At 71.0% G+C, this 17336-nt stretch carries 12 protein-coding genes; 8 read left to right on the top strand and 4 right to left on the bottom strand.

Going from position 1 to position 17336, the window contains the following annotated elements:
• Positions 1–92: 92 nt before the first annotated feature.
• Together STSP_RS23340 and STSP_RS23335 are read right to left on the bottom strand one after the other, a co-directional pair.
• Positions 93–1325, bottom strand: a complete 1233-nt coding sequence (locus STSP_RS23340) for an FUSC family protein (protein ID WP_067281598.1) — start codon at positions 1323–1325, stop codon at positions 93–95.
• Between the two features lie 96 nt (positions 1326–1421).
• Entirely contained in the window at positions 1422–1901 is a 480-nt protein-coding gene (locus STSP_RS23335) for a VOC family protein (protein WP_067281596.1), read from the bottom strand.
• 166 nt (positions 1902–2067) lie between these two features.
• On the opposite strand from STSP_RS23335, the gene STSP_RS23330 reads away from it, so the two are divergent.
• Positions 2068–2946, top strand: coding sequence for a universal stress protein (locus STSP_RS23330; protein ID WP_067281594.1), 879 nt, complete (start codon positions 2068–2070; stop codon positions 2944–2946).
• A 12-nt stretch (positions 2947–2958) separates the two neighbouring features.
• On the opposite strand, the gene ppk2 is transcribed toward STSP_RS23330, so the two are convergent.
• A complete protein-coding gene (gene ppk2 / locus STSP_RS23325) occupies positions 2959–3777 on the bottom strand; it encodes a polyphosphate kinase 2 (RefSeq protein WP_067281592.1) in 819 nt (272 codons plus the stop codon).
• 50 nt (positions 3778–3827) lie between these two features.
• On the opposite strand from ppk2, the gene STSP_RS23320 reads away from it, so the two are divergent.
• From STSP_RS23320 to STSP_RS23295, 6 genes are all read left to right on the top strand, one after another.
• Positions 3828–6212 carry a phosphoketolase family protein gene (locus STSP_RS23320; RefSeq protein WP_067281589.1) on the top strand — a complete coding sequence of 795 codons (2385 nt, stop codon included), beginning with the start codon at positions 3828–3830 and terminating at the stop codon, positions 6210–6212.
• The gene (locus STSP_RS23315) at positions 6209–7000 is read left to right on the top strand and encodes an HAD family hydrolase (RefSeq protein ID WP_067281644.1); all 792 of its coding nucleotides are present in this window, start codon (positions 6209–6211) and stop codon (positions 6998–7000) included. The genes STSP_RS23320 and STSP_RS23315 overlap by 4 nt, the downstream gene beginning before the upstream one ends.
• Positions 6997–9552 (top strand): glycoside hydrolase family 65 protein, encoded by a 2556-nt coding sequence (locus tag STSP_RS23310; protein WP_232789755.1) that lies wholly within the window; start codon positions 6997–6999, stop codon positions 9550–9552. The genes STSP_RS23315 and STSP_RS23310 overlap by 4 nt, the downstream gene beginning before the upstream one ends.
• A gap of 106 nt (positions 9553–9658) precedes the next feature.
• Positions 9659–12061 carry an ABC transporter ATP-binding protein/permease gene (locus tag STSP_RS23305; protein ID WP_067281586.1) on the top strand — a complete coding sequence of 801 codons (2403 nt, stop codon included), beginning with the start codon at positions 9659–9661 and terminating at the stop codon, positions 12059–12061.
• Positions 12062–12072: 11 nt separating this feature from the next.
• Complete coding sequence (locus STSP_RS23300) at positions 12073–12789, top strand: SH3 domain-containing protein (protein ID WP_067281584.1); 717 nt, start codon at positions 12073–12075, stop codon at positions 12787–12789.
• Positions 12790–12795: 6 nt separating this feature from the next.
• Positions 12796–13815 carry a serine/threonine-protein kinase gene (locus STSP_RS23295; RefSeq protein WP_067281582.1) on the top strand — a complete coding sequence of 340 codons (1020 nt, stop codon included), beginning with the start codon at positions 12796–12798 and terminating at the stop codon, positions 13813–13815.
• Positions 13816–14002: 187 nt separating this feature from the next.
• Here STSP_RS23295 and STSP_RS23290 read toward each other — a convergent pair whose 3' ends face one another.
• The gene (locus STSP_RS23290) at positions 14003–15241 is read right to left on the bottom strand and encodes a streptophobe family protein (RefSeq protein ID WP_067281642.1); all 1239 of its coding nucleotides are present in this window, start codon (positions 15239–15241) and stop codon (positions 14003–14005) included.
• 822 nt (positions 15242–16063) lie between these two features.
• Here STSP_RS23290 and STSP_RS41290 point away from each other — a divergent pair.
• Positions 16064–17336 (top strand): DUF6777 domain-containing protein (locus tag STSP_RS41290; RefSeq protein ID WP_067281579.1); only part of this gene is annotated, 1273 nt, incomplete at its 3' end.

Below are 17336 nucleotides of genomic sequence, written 5' to 3'. Positions count from 1 at the left end.
CTCCCAGCCGTCCGGGGTGCCGCTGCGCCCACCCGTTCCGCCCTGCGGAACGCCTGCCCACAGCGAGCGCTCGGCGCCGCACACCACCCCATTCACGGCCGCGGCGACCGGTCCCACCCCAGCCGCTGGCGGAGGCGGGCCAGTCGCGGATAGCGCTCCCGCTGCTCGCGTGCGTTGCGGTCGAGTTCCTCCAGCAGGCGCTTGGAGCGGTGCTCCATGTCCAGCTCGTCGAGGATGCGGTTGACCTCGGTGAGCAGCGCACCGTGGAGGTGCCAGTTGCGGGGGTCCTGCTGCACGCCTTCCAGCAGCACGAGTGCCAGTTTGTCGCGGCTCGCGTTGGCCGCCGCCAGTTCGCCGGCGAGCCTTGCCTCGGCGGCCTCGGCGTTCTCGCTGACCTGGGTCGTGACCAGCACCGCGAAACTGACCACGGCATCGGCGACATGGCCCAGCAGTTCCTGCAGGGCCACACCGATGTCCCGCCGGAGGAGCGGCTCGTCGGTGCTCCGTACCTTGGCGATATCGGTGAGGGTACGGGAGAGGACACGCAGGACGACCGTGCAGATCTCCAGGGTGTCGAGCCCTGTGCGCAGGACGACGCGATGCAGCAGCCCCTCCTTCACCCGCGGGTTGAGCCGCAGGCTGTCTTCCGCCTGCCGCAGCGCCGCGTCGACTTCGGCGATGTCGTGGTCGAGGCGGCGCGCCTCATGCAGCCGGTCGGCCGCCAGCTCAGGCGGCGTGGGCGAGGTCAGCTGCTCACCGCTGCGCAGCAGCAGCCGGCGCATACGGCGGGCCAGATCCTCGATCGAGGCGCCCGCCTCGCCGACCCACACGGGCGGCACCAGCAGAAAATTGAAGGCCAAGCCCACCGCGGCGCCGATCAACGTCTCAAGGACCCGGTCCCACGCGGTGTCGGCCACGCGTGTCACGCCGAGCACCAGCATGGCGCTGATCGCCACCTCGGGCACGAACTCGCTCACGCGGACGAAATGGCCCACGGTGAGAGACGCCAGGATGATCAGACCGAGGCTCCACCACGTCAGCCCCACGAGCACGCTGAATCCGATGGCGATCAGGACGCCGACCACGACGGAGTTCACGCGGCGGACGCCGGTGGTCAGCGTGGCGTAGAGAGTCACCTGGACGACCAGCAGCGCGGTGAGCGGAGCGGTCAGCGGCGCCGGTTCATTGCTCAGCTGGAGTGCGACGACATAGGCGATGGTGGCCGCCGCGGTGGAACGCAGCGTCTGCACCACGACGGGCTCGCGGCTCCACTTCACGAACTCGGCCACCGGCGCAGCGACTGCTGCACCACGTACTTGAGGCATCCTTGTCACTTCCCGGCTCTGCGGCACCACAGACCACCAACGTGGTACAGGGTGCCGCAGGGCGCGCGAAAGCGTGGCCGCGTCCGAGGGCTGGGATCATCCGCCCGCGTACGCCTTCTCCAGGGCGGCGATGTCGAACCTGACCATCGAGAGCATCGCCTCGGTGGCACGCTTCGCCTTCTCCGGGTCCGGGTCGCTGATCATCTCGATCAGGCCTGCGGGGATGACCTGCCAGGACACGCCGAACTTGTCCCTGAGCCAGCCGCAGGCGACTTCCTGGCCGCCCTCGGAGAGCCTGTCCCAGTAGTAGTCGAGCTCCTCCTGGTCGTCGCAGAAGATCTGGAACGAGATGGCCTCGGTGAACTTGAACTCCGGCCCGCCGTTCAGGGCGACGAACTTGTGGCCGTTGGCCTCGAACTCGACGGTCACGACAGAGCCGGCGGGACCCGGCCCAGCCTCGCCGTACCGGACGATCCTGCCCAGCCTGGAGTCCTTGAAGATCGAGATGTAGTAGTTCGCCGCCTCCTCTGCCTGCCCGTCGAACCACAGGCACGTGGTGAATCCCTTTGCTGCCATCGGTACCTCCTTGCAGATGGACTGTGCAGCTGTACCGACCCGTCCCGGGCCGAAAACTCATCGGTGCCCGGGCGGACGTCCTGTTCACCCGTGTGATCGGCTCGATCGGGGGCACCCAGCACCCCAAAAGGGTGTTTCAGCTGGTGAGGTCAAGGCGGTGGGAACCATGCAGCTGCCCGTGGTCGTGGGCGTGGACGGATCCGAGCCGAGTTTTCGGGCCGCCGAGTGGGCCGCGGACGAGGCCGTGCTGCACGGGGTGCAACTGCGCGTGGTGCACGCGTCGCTGTGGGAGAGATACGAGGGCGAATCGCTCGCCGATGACGTGGGCGATCCGTCGGAGCGGGTGATAGCCGAGAACATCGTCTGCGCCGCCGCCGAGCGTGCGCGGCTGCGCAATCCGGAGGCGAAGATCTGTACTGCCATTCTGCCGGAGGACACGGTGACCGCGTTGCTGCGCGCGGCCCGGAACGCGTCGGTGCTGGTCACAGGTTCGCGGGGCCGGGGCGGTCTTGCCGGGCTGGTGCTCGGCTCGGTGAGCTTGGCGGTCGCCGGCCGTGCCGACTGCCCGGTGATCGTGCTGCGCGGCAGCCTCGTCACGCACAGCGGGCACGGGCGTGTCGTCGTCGGTGTCGGCGAGCCGCCGCGGGGCATGGCCGCCGTGCGCTTCGCCTTCGAGGAGGCCGAGGTGCGCGGCGCCGAGCTGCACGCCGTACGGGCCTGGCGGCGCCCGGCGCACGACACCCCGAACCATCCGCTGATGGTGGGCGACCCGGCGCACTACCTGGAGTCGCGGGCCGCGGAGATCCTCGACGAGGCGCTGGAGGAGGCCGAGCAGGACCATCCCGGAGTCAGGCTGTGCCGGCGGACCTTCGAGGGGACGGCCCGCAGGGCGCTCCGCGAGGCGTCCGCCATGGCCGATCTTCTGGTCGTGGGCGCGCAGCGCCAGCACGGCCATGGTCATTTCGGCCTTCAGCTGGGCCGGATCGCCCACTCGATGCTGCACCACGCCGCGTGCCCCGTCGCCGTCGTACCGCAGCGGGCCTGAGCCGTGGCCCGGTCAGTCCGTCAGGCTCGCCGCGTGGTCGGGGACGTATGTCTGCAGGTCGCGTGGCGGGCGCTCGTAGCCCTTGGACGGCGGCCTGGGCGGCAGTTCGAGGTCCGGCAATGCCACGTCGTGGTAGGGAACGGAGTCGAGCATATGGGCGATCATGTTGATCCGTGCCCGGCGCTTGTCGTCGCTCTCGACCACGAACCACGGCGCTTCCGGGATGTCGGTGTGCACCATCATGTCGTCCTTGGCGCGCGAGTAGTCCTCCCAGTGCGTGATCGACTCCAGGTCCATCGGGGAGAGCTTCCACCGCTTCGTCGGGTCCTCCAGACGCTTGCGGAAGCGCCTCTCCTGCTCGGCGTCGCTCACCGAGAACCAGTACTTGCGCAGCAGGATGCCGTCCTCGACCAACATCCGCTCGAAGATCGGGCACTGGTGGAGGAACCGCTGGTGCTCCTCCTTCGTGCAGAAGCCCATGACGTGCTCGACGCCCGCGCGGTTGTACCAGCTGCGGTCGAAGAGCGCGATCTCGCCCGCCGCGGGCAGATGCGCGACATACCGCTGGAAGTACCACTGAGAACGCTCGCGCTCGGTGGGTGTGGGCAGGGCGACGATCCGCGCGACCCGGGGGTTGAGGCGATCGGCGACCCGCTTGATCGTGCCGCCCTTGCCGGCCGCGTCCCGCCCCTCGAACACCACCACCAGCCGGGCGCCCTCGGCACGCACCCACTCCTGAAGCTTCACGAGCTCGGTCTGAAGGCGCAGCAGCTCGCGCTCGTAGACCTTCCGCGGCAGGGCGGTCGGCTCCTCGGACTTGTTTCCGGCCATACCGCCTCCGTACCCCGACGACGCTCACCTACGACGCTACGGAGCCATTCATGCCCAAGGCCAAGCGCCAGGACAGCACGGTACTGACCGACGACGAACTGACCAGCCTCAACGCCCACTGGAGGGCCGCCAACTACCTGTCCGCGGGCCAGATCTACCTGATGGCGAACCCGCTGCTGAAGGAGGAGCTGCGCCCCGAGCACATCAAGCCGCGGCTGCTCGGCCACTGGGGCACATCGCCGGGCCTGAACCTCGTCCACACGCATCTCAACCGCGTCATCAAGGCCCGCGGCCGCGACACGGTGTGCATCTGGGGCCCCGGCCACGGCGGCCCGTCGGTCCTCGCCAACTCCTGGCTGGAGGGCAGCTACACCGAGACCTATCCGGACGTGACCCGGGACGAGGCCGGGATGGAGCGCCTCTTCCGGCAGTTCTCCTTCCCCGGCGGCGTGCCCAGCCACGTCGCCCCCGAGACCCCGGGCTCGATCCACGAGGGCGGCGAGCTCGGCTACGCCCTGGCGCACGCGTACGGCGCCGCACTGGACAACCCCGGTCTGCTCGTCGCCTGCGTCATCGGCGATGGCGAGGCCGAGACCGGCCCGCTGGCGGCGTCCTGGCATTCCAACAAGCTCCTCGACCCCGTCCACGACGGCGCCGTGCTGCCGATCCTCCATCTCAACGGCTACAAGATCGCCAACCCGACGTTCCTGGCCCGGCTCCCCGAGAGCGAACTCGACGAGCTGCTGCGCGGGTACGGCCACGAGCCGATCCACGTCTCCGGCGACGATCCGATGACCGTGCACCGCGCCCTGGCCGCGGCTCTCGACCAGGCCCTGGACCGCATCGACCGTGCTCAGCGAGCGGCCCGCGAGGATGGCGCGACCGAGCGACCGCGCTGGCCCGTCATCGTGCTGCGCACGCCCAAGGGCTGGACCGGACCCGGCGAGGTCGACGGCCAACAGGTCGAGGGCACCTGGCGCTCCCACCAGGTGCCGCTCGCCGGAGTACGCGAGAACCCCGAGCACCTGCGCCAGTTGGAGCAGTGGCTGCGCTCGTACCGGCCCCAGGAGCTCTTCGACGAGCACGGCCGGCCCCGCGAGCAGGTCCTCGCCTGCATCCCCGAAGGCGACCGGCGCCTCGGTGCGACGCCGCACGCCAACGGCGGCCTGCTCGTCAGGGAACTGCCGATGCCGGGACTGGAGCGCTTCGCCGTGCCCGTCGACAAGCCGGGCGCCACGATGCACGAGCCCACCAAGGTCCTCGGCGGCTTCGTCGAGCAGATCATGAAGGCCACGCGGGAGCGCCGCGACTTCCGGGTCGTGGGCCCCGACGAGACCGAGTCCAACCGGCTGGGCGCCGTCTACGGCGCCACCGGGAAGGCCTGGCAGGCGGAGGTCCTGCCGTCCGACGAGCACCTGTCCCGGCACGGCAGGGTCATGGAGATCCTCTCCGAGCACCTGTGCCAGGGCTGGCTGGAGGGCTATCTGCTCACCGGCCGGCACGGCCTGTTCTCCTGCTACGAGGCGTTCGCCCACATCGTCGACTCGATGGTCAACCAGCACATCAAGTGGCTGCGGACCTCACGGCAGCTGTCCTGGCGGGCCCCGATCGCCTCGCTCAACTACCTGCTGACCTCGCATGTCTGGCGCCAGGACCACAACGGCTTCTCGCACCAGGACCCGGGCTTCGTCGACCATGTCCTGAACAAGAGCCCCGAGGTCGTACGGGTCTATCTGCCGCCGGACGCCAACACCCTGCTGTCGGTCGCGGACCATGTGCTGCGCAGCCGCGACTACGTCAACGTGATCGTCGCCGGCAAGCAGCCCTGCTTCGACTGGCTGTCGATGGACGAGGCGCGGGTGCACTGTGCGCGCGGCGCCGGCATCTGGGAGTGGGCGGGCACCGAGAACGGCGGGCGCGAACCCGACGTCGTCCTCGCCTGCGCCGGGGATGTGCCGACGCAGGAGGTGCTGGCCGCGGCCGGGCTGCTCCGCCGCCATCTGCCCGATCTCGCGGTCCGCGTCGTCAACGTCATCGACATCGCCCGGCTCATGCCCCGGGAGGAACACCCGCACGGCATGAGCGACTTCGAGTTCGACGGCCTCTTCACCCGCGACAAGCCCGTGATCTTCGCCTACCACGGCTACCCGTGGCTGATCCACCGGCTGGCCTACCGCCGCGCGGGCCACCACAACGTGCACGTCCGCGGCTACAAGGAGCGGGGCACCACCACGACCCCGTTCGACATGGTGGTCAGCAACGACATGGACCGCTACCGGCTGGTCATGGACGTCGTCGACCGCGTCCCCGGACTCGCGGTGCGCGCCGCCGCCGTACGCCAGGAGATGGCCGACGCCAGGACCCGCCACCACGACTGGATCCGCGCGCACGGCGTCGACATGCCCGAGGTCGCGGAATGGACCTGGGCCGGATGAACACCACGGCAGGGGCGCTGCCCCGGATCCTGCGCGGCATGGCGGGCGTGATCCTCGACACCGACGGCGTGATCATCGACTCCGCACGGGTGCACGCCGCCGCGTGGCAGGAGGCCTTCGACACCTGCCTGCGCGCCCACCCGCCCCCGGACCCGGCCCAGCGCCGCCCCTTCGACGTACGCGAGGACTACCGGCGGTACGTCGACGGCAAGTCACGCCTGGACGGAGCAGCCGACTTCCTCGCTTCCCGCGGGCTCGACCTGCCCCCCGGCGACCCGGCGGACGGGCCCGGAACGGACACCGTGCGGGCCGTCGCCGCGCTCAAGGAGAGACTGTTCACCGACCGGCTGCGCGCACACGGCGTCGATGCCTATCCGGGCACTGTGCGGCTGCTGACCGTGCTGCACTCCGCGGGAATCCCGCTGGCGGCAGCGTCCGCATCCCGGCACGCCCGCGAACTCCTCGAACGCGCGGCTGTGCTGGCCCTCGTCGACGTCCTCGTCGACGGCGTCGAAGCCGCCCGGCTGCACCTGCCCGGCAAGCCCGATCCCGCCCTGTTCCTGGAGGCGGCCCGGCGACTGGGCGTCCTGCCCGCCGCTGCCGCCCTCATCGAGGACGCCCTGGCCGGTGTGGAGGCGGGGCGGCGCGGCGGCTTCGGACTGGTCGTGGGCGTGGACCGGGCGCGCACCCCGCACACACGTGCTGAACTGCTGAAGCAGGGAGCGGACCTGGTGGTACACGACCTGGGGGAGCTCCTCACCGAAGACAGTCCGGAGAACCGACGATGAGCCACTTGACCTGGGAGTACGAGGGCTACGACCCGGTACAGGAGCGGCTTCGCGAATCACTCTGCACCCTCGGCAACGGCTATGTCGCGACGCGGGGCGCCCTCCCCGAGTGCACGGCGGACGCCGTCCACTACCCCGGCACCTACATCGCGGGCTGCTACAACCGCCTGAGGTCGGACGTGGCCGGGCGGATCGTCGAGAACGAAGACATCGTGAACATGCCCAACTGGCTGTCTCTCCGCTTCCGTATCCGCCCGGAGCGACCAGAGGCATCGAATCCGTCGGGGTCCAGGGAGCCGGCACAGTTGGCCGTGCCGTCCGAGGACGGCGGACGACCCGGGCAGCGCTCCCGGACATCCTCCTCCGCCGTGACGCTCGAGGCCACCGCAACGCTCCAGACCGCAGAGGCACCCCCTGCCGCCGCGACCGACCACATGGGCTGGTTCACCCCGGAGACGCACCGGCTCGTCTACCACCGCCAGACACTGGACCTGGACTCCGGCACGCTCGAGCGCGTGTTCCGCTACGAGGACGAGCTGGGCCGCCGTGTCGCGGTGCGGCAGTCGCGCCTTGTCCATATGTTCCAGCCCCATCTGGCCGTGCTGCGCACCCAGTTCACCGCGGAAGGGTGGGAAGGCGACCTCGAGGTCGAGTCCGCCATCGACGGGACGGTGGAGAACACGGGCGTCGAGCGGTACCGGCAGCTGAACACCCGCCATCTCACCCACGTCCACACCGGCTCGTCGGCCGAGGACACCGTCTGGCTGCGCTGCCGCACCAGCACATCCGACATCCGCGTCGGCATGGCGGCCCGTACGACCGCGGACACGCCGTGCGAGTCGGTCGTCCGCCACGAGGACATGAAGGTCGTCCACGTCCTGCGCTTCCCGCTGGCTCCGGGGCGCACCGTCACCGTCGACAAGACCGTGGCCCTCCACACGTCCCGGGACCGGGCCATCAGCGATCCGCTGCACGCGGCGGTCGACCGGATACTCCGGGCCCCGTCCGCCGAAGCGCTGCTGACCTCCCAGTACACCGCCTGGCAGCAGCTGTGGAACATCGCGGAGCTGGACGTGCCGGGCGGCTCGGGCTCCATCCTGCGCCTGCACCTCTTCCACGTCCTGCAGACCCTGTCGCCGAACACCGCCGACCTCGACGTGGGCGTGCCGGCCCGCGGTCTGCACGGGGAGGCCTACCGGGGGCACGTCTTCTGGGACGAGCTGTTCGTGCTGCCGTATCTGAACCTGCACTTCCCCGAGGTCTCGCGGGCGATGCTCGACTACCGCCACCGCCGCCTCGAACGCGCCTGCTGGGCCGCCCGAGACGCGGGCCGCGCCGGAGCGATGTACCCGTGGCAGAGCGGCAGCGACGGCCGCGAGGAGACGCAGAAGCTGCACCTCAACCCGCGCTCGGGCCGGTGGCTGCCGGACCACTCGCACCTCCAGCACCACGTCGGTTCGGCGATCGCGTACAACGTGTGGCAGTACTGCGAGGCCAGCGGCGACACGGAGTTCCTGCACACCAAGGGCGCCGAGATGCTGCTGCAGATCGCGCGCTTCTGGGCGAGTTCCGCGACGTACGACGAGGCGCTCGGCCGGTACCGGATCCGGGGTGTCGTCGGCCCCGACGAGTACCACGAGGCCTATCCGGGGGCGAAGGAGGCGGGCCTGGACGACAACGCGTACACCAACGTCACCGCCGCCTGGGTGCTCGCGCGGGCGATCGACGTGCTGCACCTCCTCCCCGAACCGCGCCGCGGGCAGCTCTTCGAACGCATCGGGCTCGAACCGGGGGAGCCGGAGCTGTGGGAGGACGTCTCGCGCAGGCTGCGTGTGCCCTTCCACGCGGGCGTGATCAGCCAGTTCGACGGCTTCGGCGATCTCGCGGAGCTCGACTGGGACGGCTACCGCAGGCGCTACGGGGACATCCGGCGCCTCGACCGGATCCTGGAGGCCGAGGGCGACTCGGTCAACCACTACCAGGCCTCCAAGCAGGCCGACGCGCTGATGCTCGGCTACCTGTTCCCGCCCGCCGAACTCCGGGGGCTGTTCCGCAGGCTCGGGTACGACCTTGACGAGAACGACTGGCACCGCACGGTCGACTACTACCTGCACCGCACCAGCCACGGCTCCACGCTCAGCAGCCTCGTGCACGGCTGGGTGCTGGCCCGGGTCCAGCGCGCGGAGGCATGGCTGTACTGCCAGGAGGCGCTGGCCGGGGACATCGCCGACGTCCAGGGCGGGACCACGGGCGAGGGCATCCACCTCGGCGCGATGGCGGGCACGCTCGACTTCGTCCAGCGCGGGCTGACCGGCCTGGAGACCCGGGCCGGCGCCCTGTGCCTGGACCCCGTGCCGCTCCCGGAGCTGTCCGAGTACGGCTTCGCGGTGCGCTACCAGGGCCACTGGGGTGTGCGGTTCGTGCTGCGCTCGGGACAGCTGGAGGTGACGGTGCCGGAATCGGACCAGGACCCGATCGACATCACCCTCCCGGACCGCACGGTGGCCGTCGCGCCGGGGGAGTCCGTCACGCTGATGCTGCCGCACGGATGACCTGCGTTTTCTTCGCGGGCCGGCCCGCCGTGGACCGCCCTCGCGAGCCGACGCAGGCACTCATGGGGACCAGGCATACATATGGATCAATCGTTAGAATTCCGGCATGGGAGAGCGGCCTGTCGCGCCCACTGCGCCCGAGCTCGTCATCGAAACCGAGTCGGGATCGACGGTGATGAATCCGAGCCGGGACTATCTCGTCGGGCGCGACCCGATGAGCGACATCGTCCTCGACGACGCCCGGGTCTCGTGGCACCACGCGGTGCTGCGCGCCGAGGCCGGGGGCTGGACGATCGAGGACACGGGCAGCACCAACGGCACGTACACCGACGGTCAGCGGATCCGCGTCCAGGGCGTGGGTCCGGGCAGCGTCATCCGCTTCGGCAACCCCGCCGACGGCCCGCGCGCCGTCCTCGTCGGCCGGGAGGCACCCGACTCCGACGCGGCCGGTCCTGTGCCCGGTGTGGAGGAGGCCCGTCCCGCGGCGGCCCACGAGCCCGAGCGGCCGACGGCCGTCCTCGCTCCCGCCGCCACGGGCACCTTCCGCAGGCCGACCACGGTCCGGCCGCTGCCCGCCCGCACCGTCCGGATCGGCCGCGCCGACGACAACGACCTCGTCATCGACGATCTGGTGGTCTCACGCCGCCACGCCGAACTGCACGTCCACCACGACGGAACGTACGAGATCGCCGACCTCGGCAGCCACAACGGCACCTTTCTCAACGGCCAGCCGGTCGACCACGCACCGGTCTCCGAGGGCGACATCGTGGGCATCGGCCACACGGCGTTCTGCCTCGTCGGCGACCAGCTGCAGGAGTACGTCGACACCGGCGAGGTCTCGCTGGACGTCCATGATCTGACGGTCGCGGTCGACGGAGGCCGCCAGACGCTCCTCGACGGAGTCTCCTTCCCCGTCAGCGAGAAGAGCCTGCTCGCCGTCGTCGGCCCCAGCGGCGCCGGAAAGTCCACCCTCCTCAACGCACTCACAGGGCAGCGCCCCGCCGACCACGGCACGGTGCTGTACGACGGCCGCGACCTGTACCACGACTACGCCGAGCTCCGTCAGCGCATCGGCCTCGTGCCGCAGGACGACATCATGCACACGCAGCTGACCGTCCGCCGGGCACTCGGATACGCGGCCGAGCTGCGCTTTCCGCAGGACACCGCCCCTGCGGAGCGGTGGGAGCGCGTCGACGAGGTCCTCCGTGAGCTGGGCCTGGAGGAGCGCGCCGGCCAGCCGATCCACAGCCTCTCGGGCGGCCAGCGCAAGCGCGTGAGCGTCGCGCTCGAGCTGCTGACCAAGCCCTCGCTGCTCTTCCTCGACGAGCCGACGTCCGGCCTCGACCCCGGCATGGACCGCTCGGTGATGCACATGCTGCGCGGGCTCGCCGACCACGGCCACACGGTCATCGTCGTCACGCACAGCGTCCTCAGCCTCGACGTGTGCGACCGCCTCCTGGTGCTCGCCCCGGGCGGCAGGATCGCCTACTACGGCCCGCCGCGGGACGCCCTGCGCTTCTTCGGCTTCCGGCACTGGCCCGAGGCCTTCGAGGCCTTCGAGAACGACCGGGGGCGCGACTGGGCGGGGGAGTACCGGCGCTCGGCGTTCCACCTGACGTACATCGGCGACTCCACCGCGCAGCCGGGCGCACCCGAGACCGCCGGTGCCCCGGCCGTCGGCGCACCGCCGAAGCCGCAGAGCTGGGGGGCGCAGCTGCGCACGCTGGTGCGGCGGTACGCGGCCGTGCTCAGCGCCGACCGGATCTTCCTCGCCATCATGATCGCCCTGCCGTTCGTGATGGGCGTCATGGCCCGCGCTCTCGGCGGAAGCAGGCTCACCTCCGAGACCGCGATCAACGCGCTGCTCATCCTCTGCGTCGGCGCGGTCCTGACGGGTGCCTCGACCGCCGTACGCGAGCTGGTCAAGGAACGCGTGATCTACCAGCGCGAACGCGCGGTCGGGCTATCCAGATCCGCGTATCTGATGTCCAAGGTCGTCGTGCTCGGCACCGTCACGGTGGCGCAGGCCGTCGTCCTGACCCTGGTGGCGCTGTTCGGCGTCGATCTGAACGCGCCGCGCGACGACGGGGTGCTCATGCCGCCGCTGCTGGAGATCATCGTGGCCGTGGCGCTGCTGGCGTTCACGTCGATGATGCTCGGCCTCCTGGTCTCCGCCCTGGTCCGCAAGGAGGAGGTGACGATGCCGCTGCTGGTGCTGCTCGCCATCGTCCAGGTCGTGTTCTGCGGTCTGCTGCTGGACCTGCACGGCGTTCCCGGGCTCGAGCAACTGGCGTGGCTGATGCCCTCCCGGTGGGCGGTGGCCGCGATGGCGGGAACCGTGGGGCTGGCCAGGACCGTACCGGGCGACCTGACGGACGATCCGATGTTCGCGCACACGGCGGGGGCGTGGCTGCTGAACACGGGCATGCTCGTCGTTCTCGCGGCTGTCTTCGGTTTCGCCGTCATGCGGCTGTTGCGGCGGCGCGAACCGGCCCTGATGCGGAAGTAGGAGCACGTGCGATGACCACGACGGACTTCCGGCCCACCCATGTGGTCCCTCAGGACGGACTGCCCGCCTGGGCGACCCCGGAGGCCACGGGCCCGACGGCCGCGCTCGACGCGCTGCTGCCGGTCCAGCTGGTCGACCGGCGCGGCGACTGGGGCCGGATCGTCTGCTCCAACGGCTGGTCGGGCTGGGTCGACGGCCGGCTCCTGGTCGCCGTACCGCAGGAGCCGCCGGCCGCGAGCAGCCCGCTCGCCCGCACGGCGGACCCGCGGCCGCTGCTGGCCAGGGCCGAGGACCAGCTGGGCCGCTACCGCCGTGCGACCGAGGACCTGATGGCCGGCCGCATCGACGGCGAGACCTTCCGCAGCCGCACCCGCGGCCTGCGCGTGGGGATGGTCGTCGACGGCGAGGGCACCTGGCTGTACGACGCCGAGCACGAACGGTGGGTCTACAGCGACGGCACACATCTGACCACGTATGCGACCACGGGCGAACCCCGGATCCAGGCCGCGGAGAGCGGAGGACCGGCCGGTGCGGAGGAGACGAGATCGGGGATCGACTGGGCCGGAGGCGCGTACCCCGAGGGGCCGACGGGGGCGGCGCGGGCGGTCGGGGGCGAGCCGGGCGGGACAGCGCAGGGCGGCGACTCCCGTCGCGAGCCGACCCGCGTGATTCCACCCGTCACGGACGATCCGGCGCCCTCGGGCGAGGGCCCGCCGGGCGGGCGGTGACGCTCCATGAGCTCGTCACCGAACGAAGACGACATGAGCGTGTACTCCGGCCGGCCCTCCGGGCTGATCGGCAAGCAGATCGCGGGCTACCGGGTGGAACGCGAGATCGGCCGCGGCGGCATGGCCGTCGTCTTCTGCGCCAAGGACCTGCGCCTCGACCGCACCGTCGCGCTCAAACTGCTCGCCCCCGAGCTCGCCCGCAACGACACGTTCCGTCGCCGATTCACGCACGAGTCCCGTGTGGCCGCCGCCATCGACCATCCCCACATCGTGCCGATCTTCGAGGCCGGCGAGACCGAAGGCGTCCTGTACATCGCCATGCGCTACGTCTCGGGTGTGGACCTGCGAGCCATGCTCGACCGGGACGGCGCGCTGCCCGCCGCGACCGCGATCCGCATCGCCGCCCAGGTGGCGTCCGCGCTCGACGCCGCCCATGAACACAACCTGGTCCACCGGGACGTCAAGCCCGGCAACATCCTGGTCGCCAAGGGCACCGACATCGACCATCCCGAGCACGTCTACCTCACGGACTTCGGGCTGACCAAGAAATCCCTGTCGCTCACCGGGTTCACCACCGTGGGCGAGTTCGTCGGCACGCTCGACTATGTCGCACCGGAACAGATCTCCGGCCGCCCTGTGGACGGCAGATGCGACGTCTACAGCCTCGCCTGCGTCGTCTACGAAACCCTGACCGGGAAGCCGCCCTTCCAGCGCGAGGAGGACATGGCGCTGCTCTGGGCACACCAGTACGACCAGCCGCCTCCGCTGACGGAGAAGCAGCCGGACCTGCCCCCCGCCGTCGACGGCGTCATGGCGAAGGCCCTGGCCAAGACCCCCGACGACCGCTACGGCTCCTGCCTTGAGTTCGTTGCCGCACTGCGCGCGGCGGCGACGGCCGCCGCCGGCAAGGGCGGCCATGCGCCGACCGAGGTCGACATGCGGGTCGTCGCCGCGCCCGTCCGTCCGGGGCCGCCTCCGGAACCCCCACGCTGGGCTCGGCCGGTGTTCCCGTATCTGGCTAGGTAGGGCCCGTTGCGGGGCCGGTCTTGCCGGAGGGCGGAGCGGTCTTGCCGGAGCGCGGGGCGGGCCGGGCAGGCCCCTCGTCCTGCCCGCTAGAAGTTCAGGCCCGGTCAGGCCCGGTCAGGCCCGGTCAGGTGGGTCAGATGGGTCAGGCCGGTTAGGTCGGTTAGGCGGGTTATGCGGGTCAGGCCGGTCAGGCCCGGTGTGCCGCGGCGGGGCGGCCGGCGGCCCTGATCTCGCCCCGACGCTGGACCGGCCGGGCGAGCAGAGCGCCCAGAAAGCCGCCGATGAACCCCCACAGCACGGCGAAGCCGAGCGCGGTCCAGGGCTGGGGGCGCAGCGACACCTCTCCTGACAGCCCTCCGCCGAGGTCCTCGATGCCCAGGACCGACAGGGCGAAGTGCGCCGAGACCCGTCCGACGAGACAGATGGTGAGCACCGTCAGGGTCAGCGCCACCGCCATGTGCACCGCGTGCTGCCAGGCCCGCATACGGGCCGGTGACCGGGCCGCCATCAGGAAGGCGCAGGCCGGGACGAGGATCCCGGCGGCCACCGCCAGCCACCACCAGCGGCCGTCGATCTCGGTGAGGCTGCGCAGGTTGAGCGTGGGATCGTCTGCGTTGCGCAGCACGGTGTCCAGCGCTTGCGGTATGGGCAGTTCGAACGGCTGCCCTTCGACGCGGCCCTCCCAGGTGGCGCCGAGACCGATGGTCAGGCCGAGCCACGTCAGATTCGGCAGGCAGAGCAGGATCACGGCGAGCTTGTCGGCGGCACCTCCCTGGGTCGCCGCCGATACCAGCCCGATGACCGCACCCAGGACCACGCACACCAGGAGCAGGACGACCATCGCGAACGCAGCCGGCCGTACCGTCTCCTGGAAGCGCACCAGACGGGCCGGAAGAGGCGCCTTACGGGACACCAGCAGGGTCAGCAGGAACAGGCCGACCAGCCACAGCAGCCCGAAGACGAGCGTGAGGGGCAGATCCGTCTCGAACCCGATCGTGGGCGAGATGTCCAGTAGGTCACCGAGATCGCTCAGCGTCTCGCTCCCCGCGGGCACGGCGAACGTCTGACGCGCCAGGAACGACAGGCCGACGAGGGCCAGGACCCACAGGATCACGAGGCGGCCGGCCCACCCCGCCAGTTCGCGGGCCCCGGCGACCGCCCGGTGACGCAGCGGCCGCAGGATCCCGGCGGCGATCACGAGGGCACCGGCGAGCGTCACCGACAGCGGGATCACGGACAGTTCGGCACGCGTCTCGGCCAGCGCCCCGGCGTCACCCGAGAAACGTAGGGAGCCGCCGACCGCCATCACGACCACGCCCGCCACGACACGGGGGAACGCCGCCCCCGGAAGGCGGGACGCGTCGGCAGCCCACAAGCCGAGTGCCGCGACGACGGCCATGACGAGGAGCCCGGCGAGCACCGTCACGAGGGCCTCGAGCCAGCCGTGGCGGGCCTGCTGGTGGCCGGGGGCGCTCCTCCGCTGCTGGTGGGAGGCGTCCTGGGCGCCTGCCCGGTCAGTCGGTGTCTCGCCGCTCACGCTGTCACGCTAAGCAGCATGTCGCAGACCCGCCCCTCGGGAGAGCCGACCGCGTCGGCTTGCGGGCGGCACAGGCGCACAGGTCGGCTTGCGGGCGGGGCCGCACACGTCGACTTGAAGACGCACAGGTCGACTTGCGGGCCGCCGAGAGCGGGCGCACACAATGGATGCAGAGGGAAGAGTGACGCATGGCCTTCTGGCCGCATGGTTCTCAGCCTTCCCCGGGGGCCGGGTTTCCGGGCGGTGTACGGGTGTCCGGGGCGCCGCGCCGGGGGCAGGGTTCCCGGGCCGATCCGGGCCGGGTCCGGGCTTTCACGTTGGCTTCTGCGTCGAAGAACCTCTGCTGCGGAGGACCGTTCCGCCTCATTGGAACGCTTCCGCTCCGGGACGCCTGCCGCGCCGGTGCATCCGCCGCGCGGAGTGCCGCCGCCCCGCCGCGGGAGCACCGCAGGCCCTATGCGGCCTGAAGAACCGCAGGCCCCCAAGCAGGGGAGAGAGCTCGTGAACGTCGAACCTCCGCCGTCCGAGCGCCCCACAGGCCCCCCGACAGGTCCGCTCTCGGGCCCCTCACAGCGACATCGCACACCGCCCCCGCCCAGCGGTGCCAGGCCTCCCACGGGTGAGCCGCCGGGCGGAGGAGGCCGGGGCCGCGGTCGAGGGGGCGGCGCCGGCGAAGGCCCTCGTCGCCCCTGGTGGAGGTCGGTGCCCCGGGTGGCGACCATCGCCGCCGCCATCGTCGCGGCGGTGGCGCTGATCGTCGTCTTCACCCGGCCCGACGGTACGTCGAACCAGCAGCAGGGTGAGATCTTCCTCCAGCCCGCCGCGAGCACCGGGCCGGACCCGTTCACGGAGTCGACGGCACGGAAGAGCGCCCCGCCGCCGCCGAGGCCCTCGCCGACCGACACGTCAGAGGCCACAGGCAACGTGGCGAAGGGCGTGGACGGCAACGCTCCGGGCCTCTACGGCGGTACGCGGAGCGTGGCCAGCTGCGACGTGGAGAAGCAGATCAGTGCGCTCCAGAAGGATTCGGCGAAGAACAACGCGTTCGCCTCGGCGCTGGGCATCGCCCCCTCCGAAGTCCCTGCGTATCTGCGCGGCCTCACGCCCGTTCAACTGCGGGCGGACACCCGGGTCACCAACCACGGCTTCCGGGACGGCGTCGCCACTCCTTATCAGGCGGTGCTGCAGGCGGGCACCGCGGTCCTCGTCGACGACCGCGGCGTGCCACGGGTGCGCTGCGCCTGCGGCAACCCGCTCAAGCCGCCGGTCGCGCAGAAGAAGGCCCCCAAGAGCACCGGCGACTCCTGGCCGGGCTACCAGCCGACGAACACCGTCGTCGTGGTGCCCGCGCCCAAACCGGTGAAGGAGTTCGTCGTCCACGACCCGGAGAACGACGAGTGGATCGCCCGGAAGAGCGGCGACAAGACGGGAGCGCACGACAAGGAGACGGCTGCGCCCAAGAGGCCGTTCCCTACGGAGAAGGAGACGATCCCGCCCCCGGGCACGTCGGAGCCGAAGCAGGAGGACGAGGAGAAGCAGAGGCGGGAGGAGGAGCCGAGGCGGGAGGACGAGGAGCCGAAGCAGGAGGAGGACGAGAAGAAGCAGGAGGAGGACAAGAAGAAGCAGGAGGACGAGAAGAAGAAGCAGGAAGACAAGAAGAAGCAGGAGGAGGAGCGGGAGGAGGGCCCGAAGCGAGAGGAGGGCCCGAAGCAGGACGAAGAGGAGCAGAGGCGCGAGGAGCAGCAGCCCGAGGAGCAGCAGCCTGAAGAGGAGCAGAGGCGCGAGGAGCAGCAGCCCGAGGAGCAGCAGCCTGAGCAGCCTAGGCCTGAGGAGCAGCAGCCGCAGCAGCCGGAGCCTGAGCAGCCCAAGCCTGAGCCGCCTGCACCGCAGCAGCCGGAGCCTGAGCAGCCCAAGCCTGAGCAGCCTGCACCGCAGCAGCCGGAGCCTGAGCAGCCCAAGCCTGAGCCGCCTGCACCGCAGCAGC

Source organism: Streptomyces jeddahensis (assembly GCF_001642995.1).
Taxonomy (GTDB): domain Bacteria; phylum Actinomycetota; class Actinomycetes; order Streptomycetales; family Streptomycetaceae; genus Streptomyces; species Streptomyces jeddahensis.
Note: the sequence above shows the minus strand (reverse complement) of the source record. Positions and strands in the feature narration are given on the sequence as shown.

What these genes read in the sequence shown, in the direction of transcription:
- STSP_RS23335 (WP_067281596.1), bottom strand. Translation starts at nt 1,901, where the DNA reads ATGGCAGCAAAGGGATTCACCACGTGCCTGTGGTTCGACGGGCAGGCA.
- STSP_RS23330 (WP_067281594.1), top strand. Translation starts at nt 2,068, where the DNA reads ATGCAGCTGCCCGTGGTCGTGGGCGTGGACGGATCCGAGCCGAGTTTT.
- STSP_RS23320 (WP_067281589.1), top strand. Translation starts at nt 3,828, where the DNA reads ATGCCCAAGGCCAAGCGCCAGGACAGCACGGTACTGACCGACGACGAA.
- STSP_RS23310 (WP_232789755.1), top strand. Translation starts at nt 6,997, where the DNA reads ATGAGCCACTTGACCTGGGAGTACGAGGGCTACGACCCGGTACAGGAG.
- ppk2 (WP_067281592.1), bottom strand. Translation starts at nt 3,777, where the DNA reads ATGGCCGGAAACAAGTCCGAGGAGCCGACCGCCCTGCCGCGGAAGGTC.
- STSP_RS23295 (WP_067281582.1), top strand. Translation starts at nt 12,796, where the DNA reads ATGAGCTCGTCACCGAACGAAGACGACATGAGCGTGTACTCCGGCCGG.
- STSP_RS23340 (WP_067281598.1), bottom strand. Translation starts at nt 1,325, where the DNA reads ATGCCTCAAGTACGTGGTGCAGCAGTCGCTGCGCCGGTGGCCGAGTTC.
- STSP_RS23315 (WP_067281644.1), top strand. Translation starts at nt 6,209, where the DNA reads ATGAACACCACGGCAGGGGCGCTGCCCCGGATCCTGCGCGGCATGGCG.
- STSP_RS23305 (WP_067281586.1), top strand. Translation starts at nt 9,659, where the DNA reads ATGGGAGAGCGGCCTGTCGCGCCCACTGCGCCCGAGCTCGTCATCGAA.
- STSP_RS23300 (WP_067281584.1), top strand. Translation starts at nt 12,073, where the DNA reads ATGACCACGACGGACTTCCGGCCCACCCATGTGGTCCCTCAGGACGGA.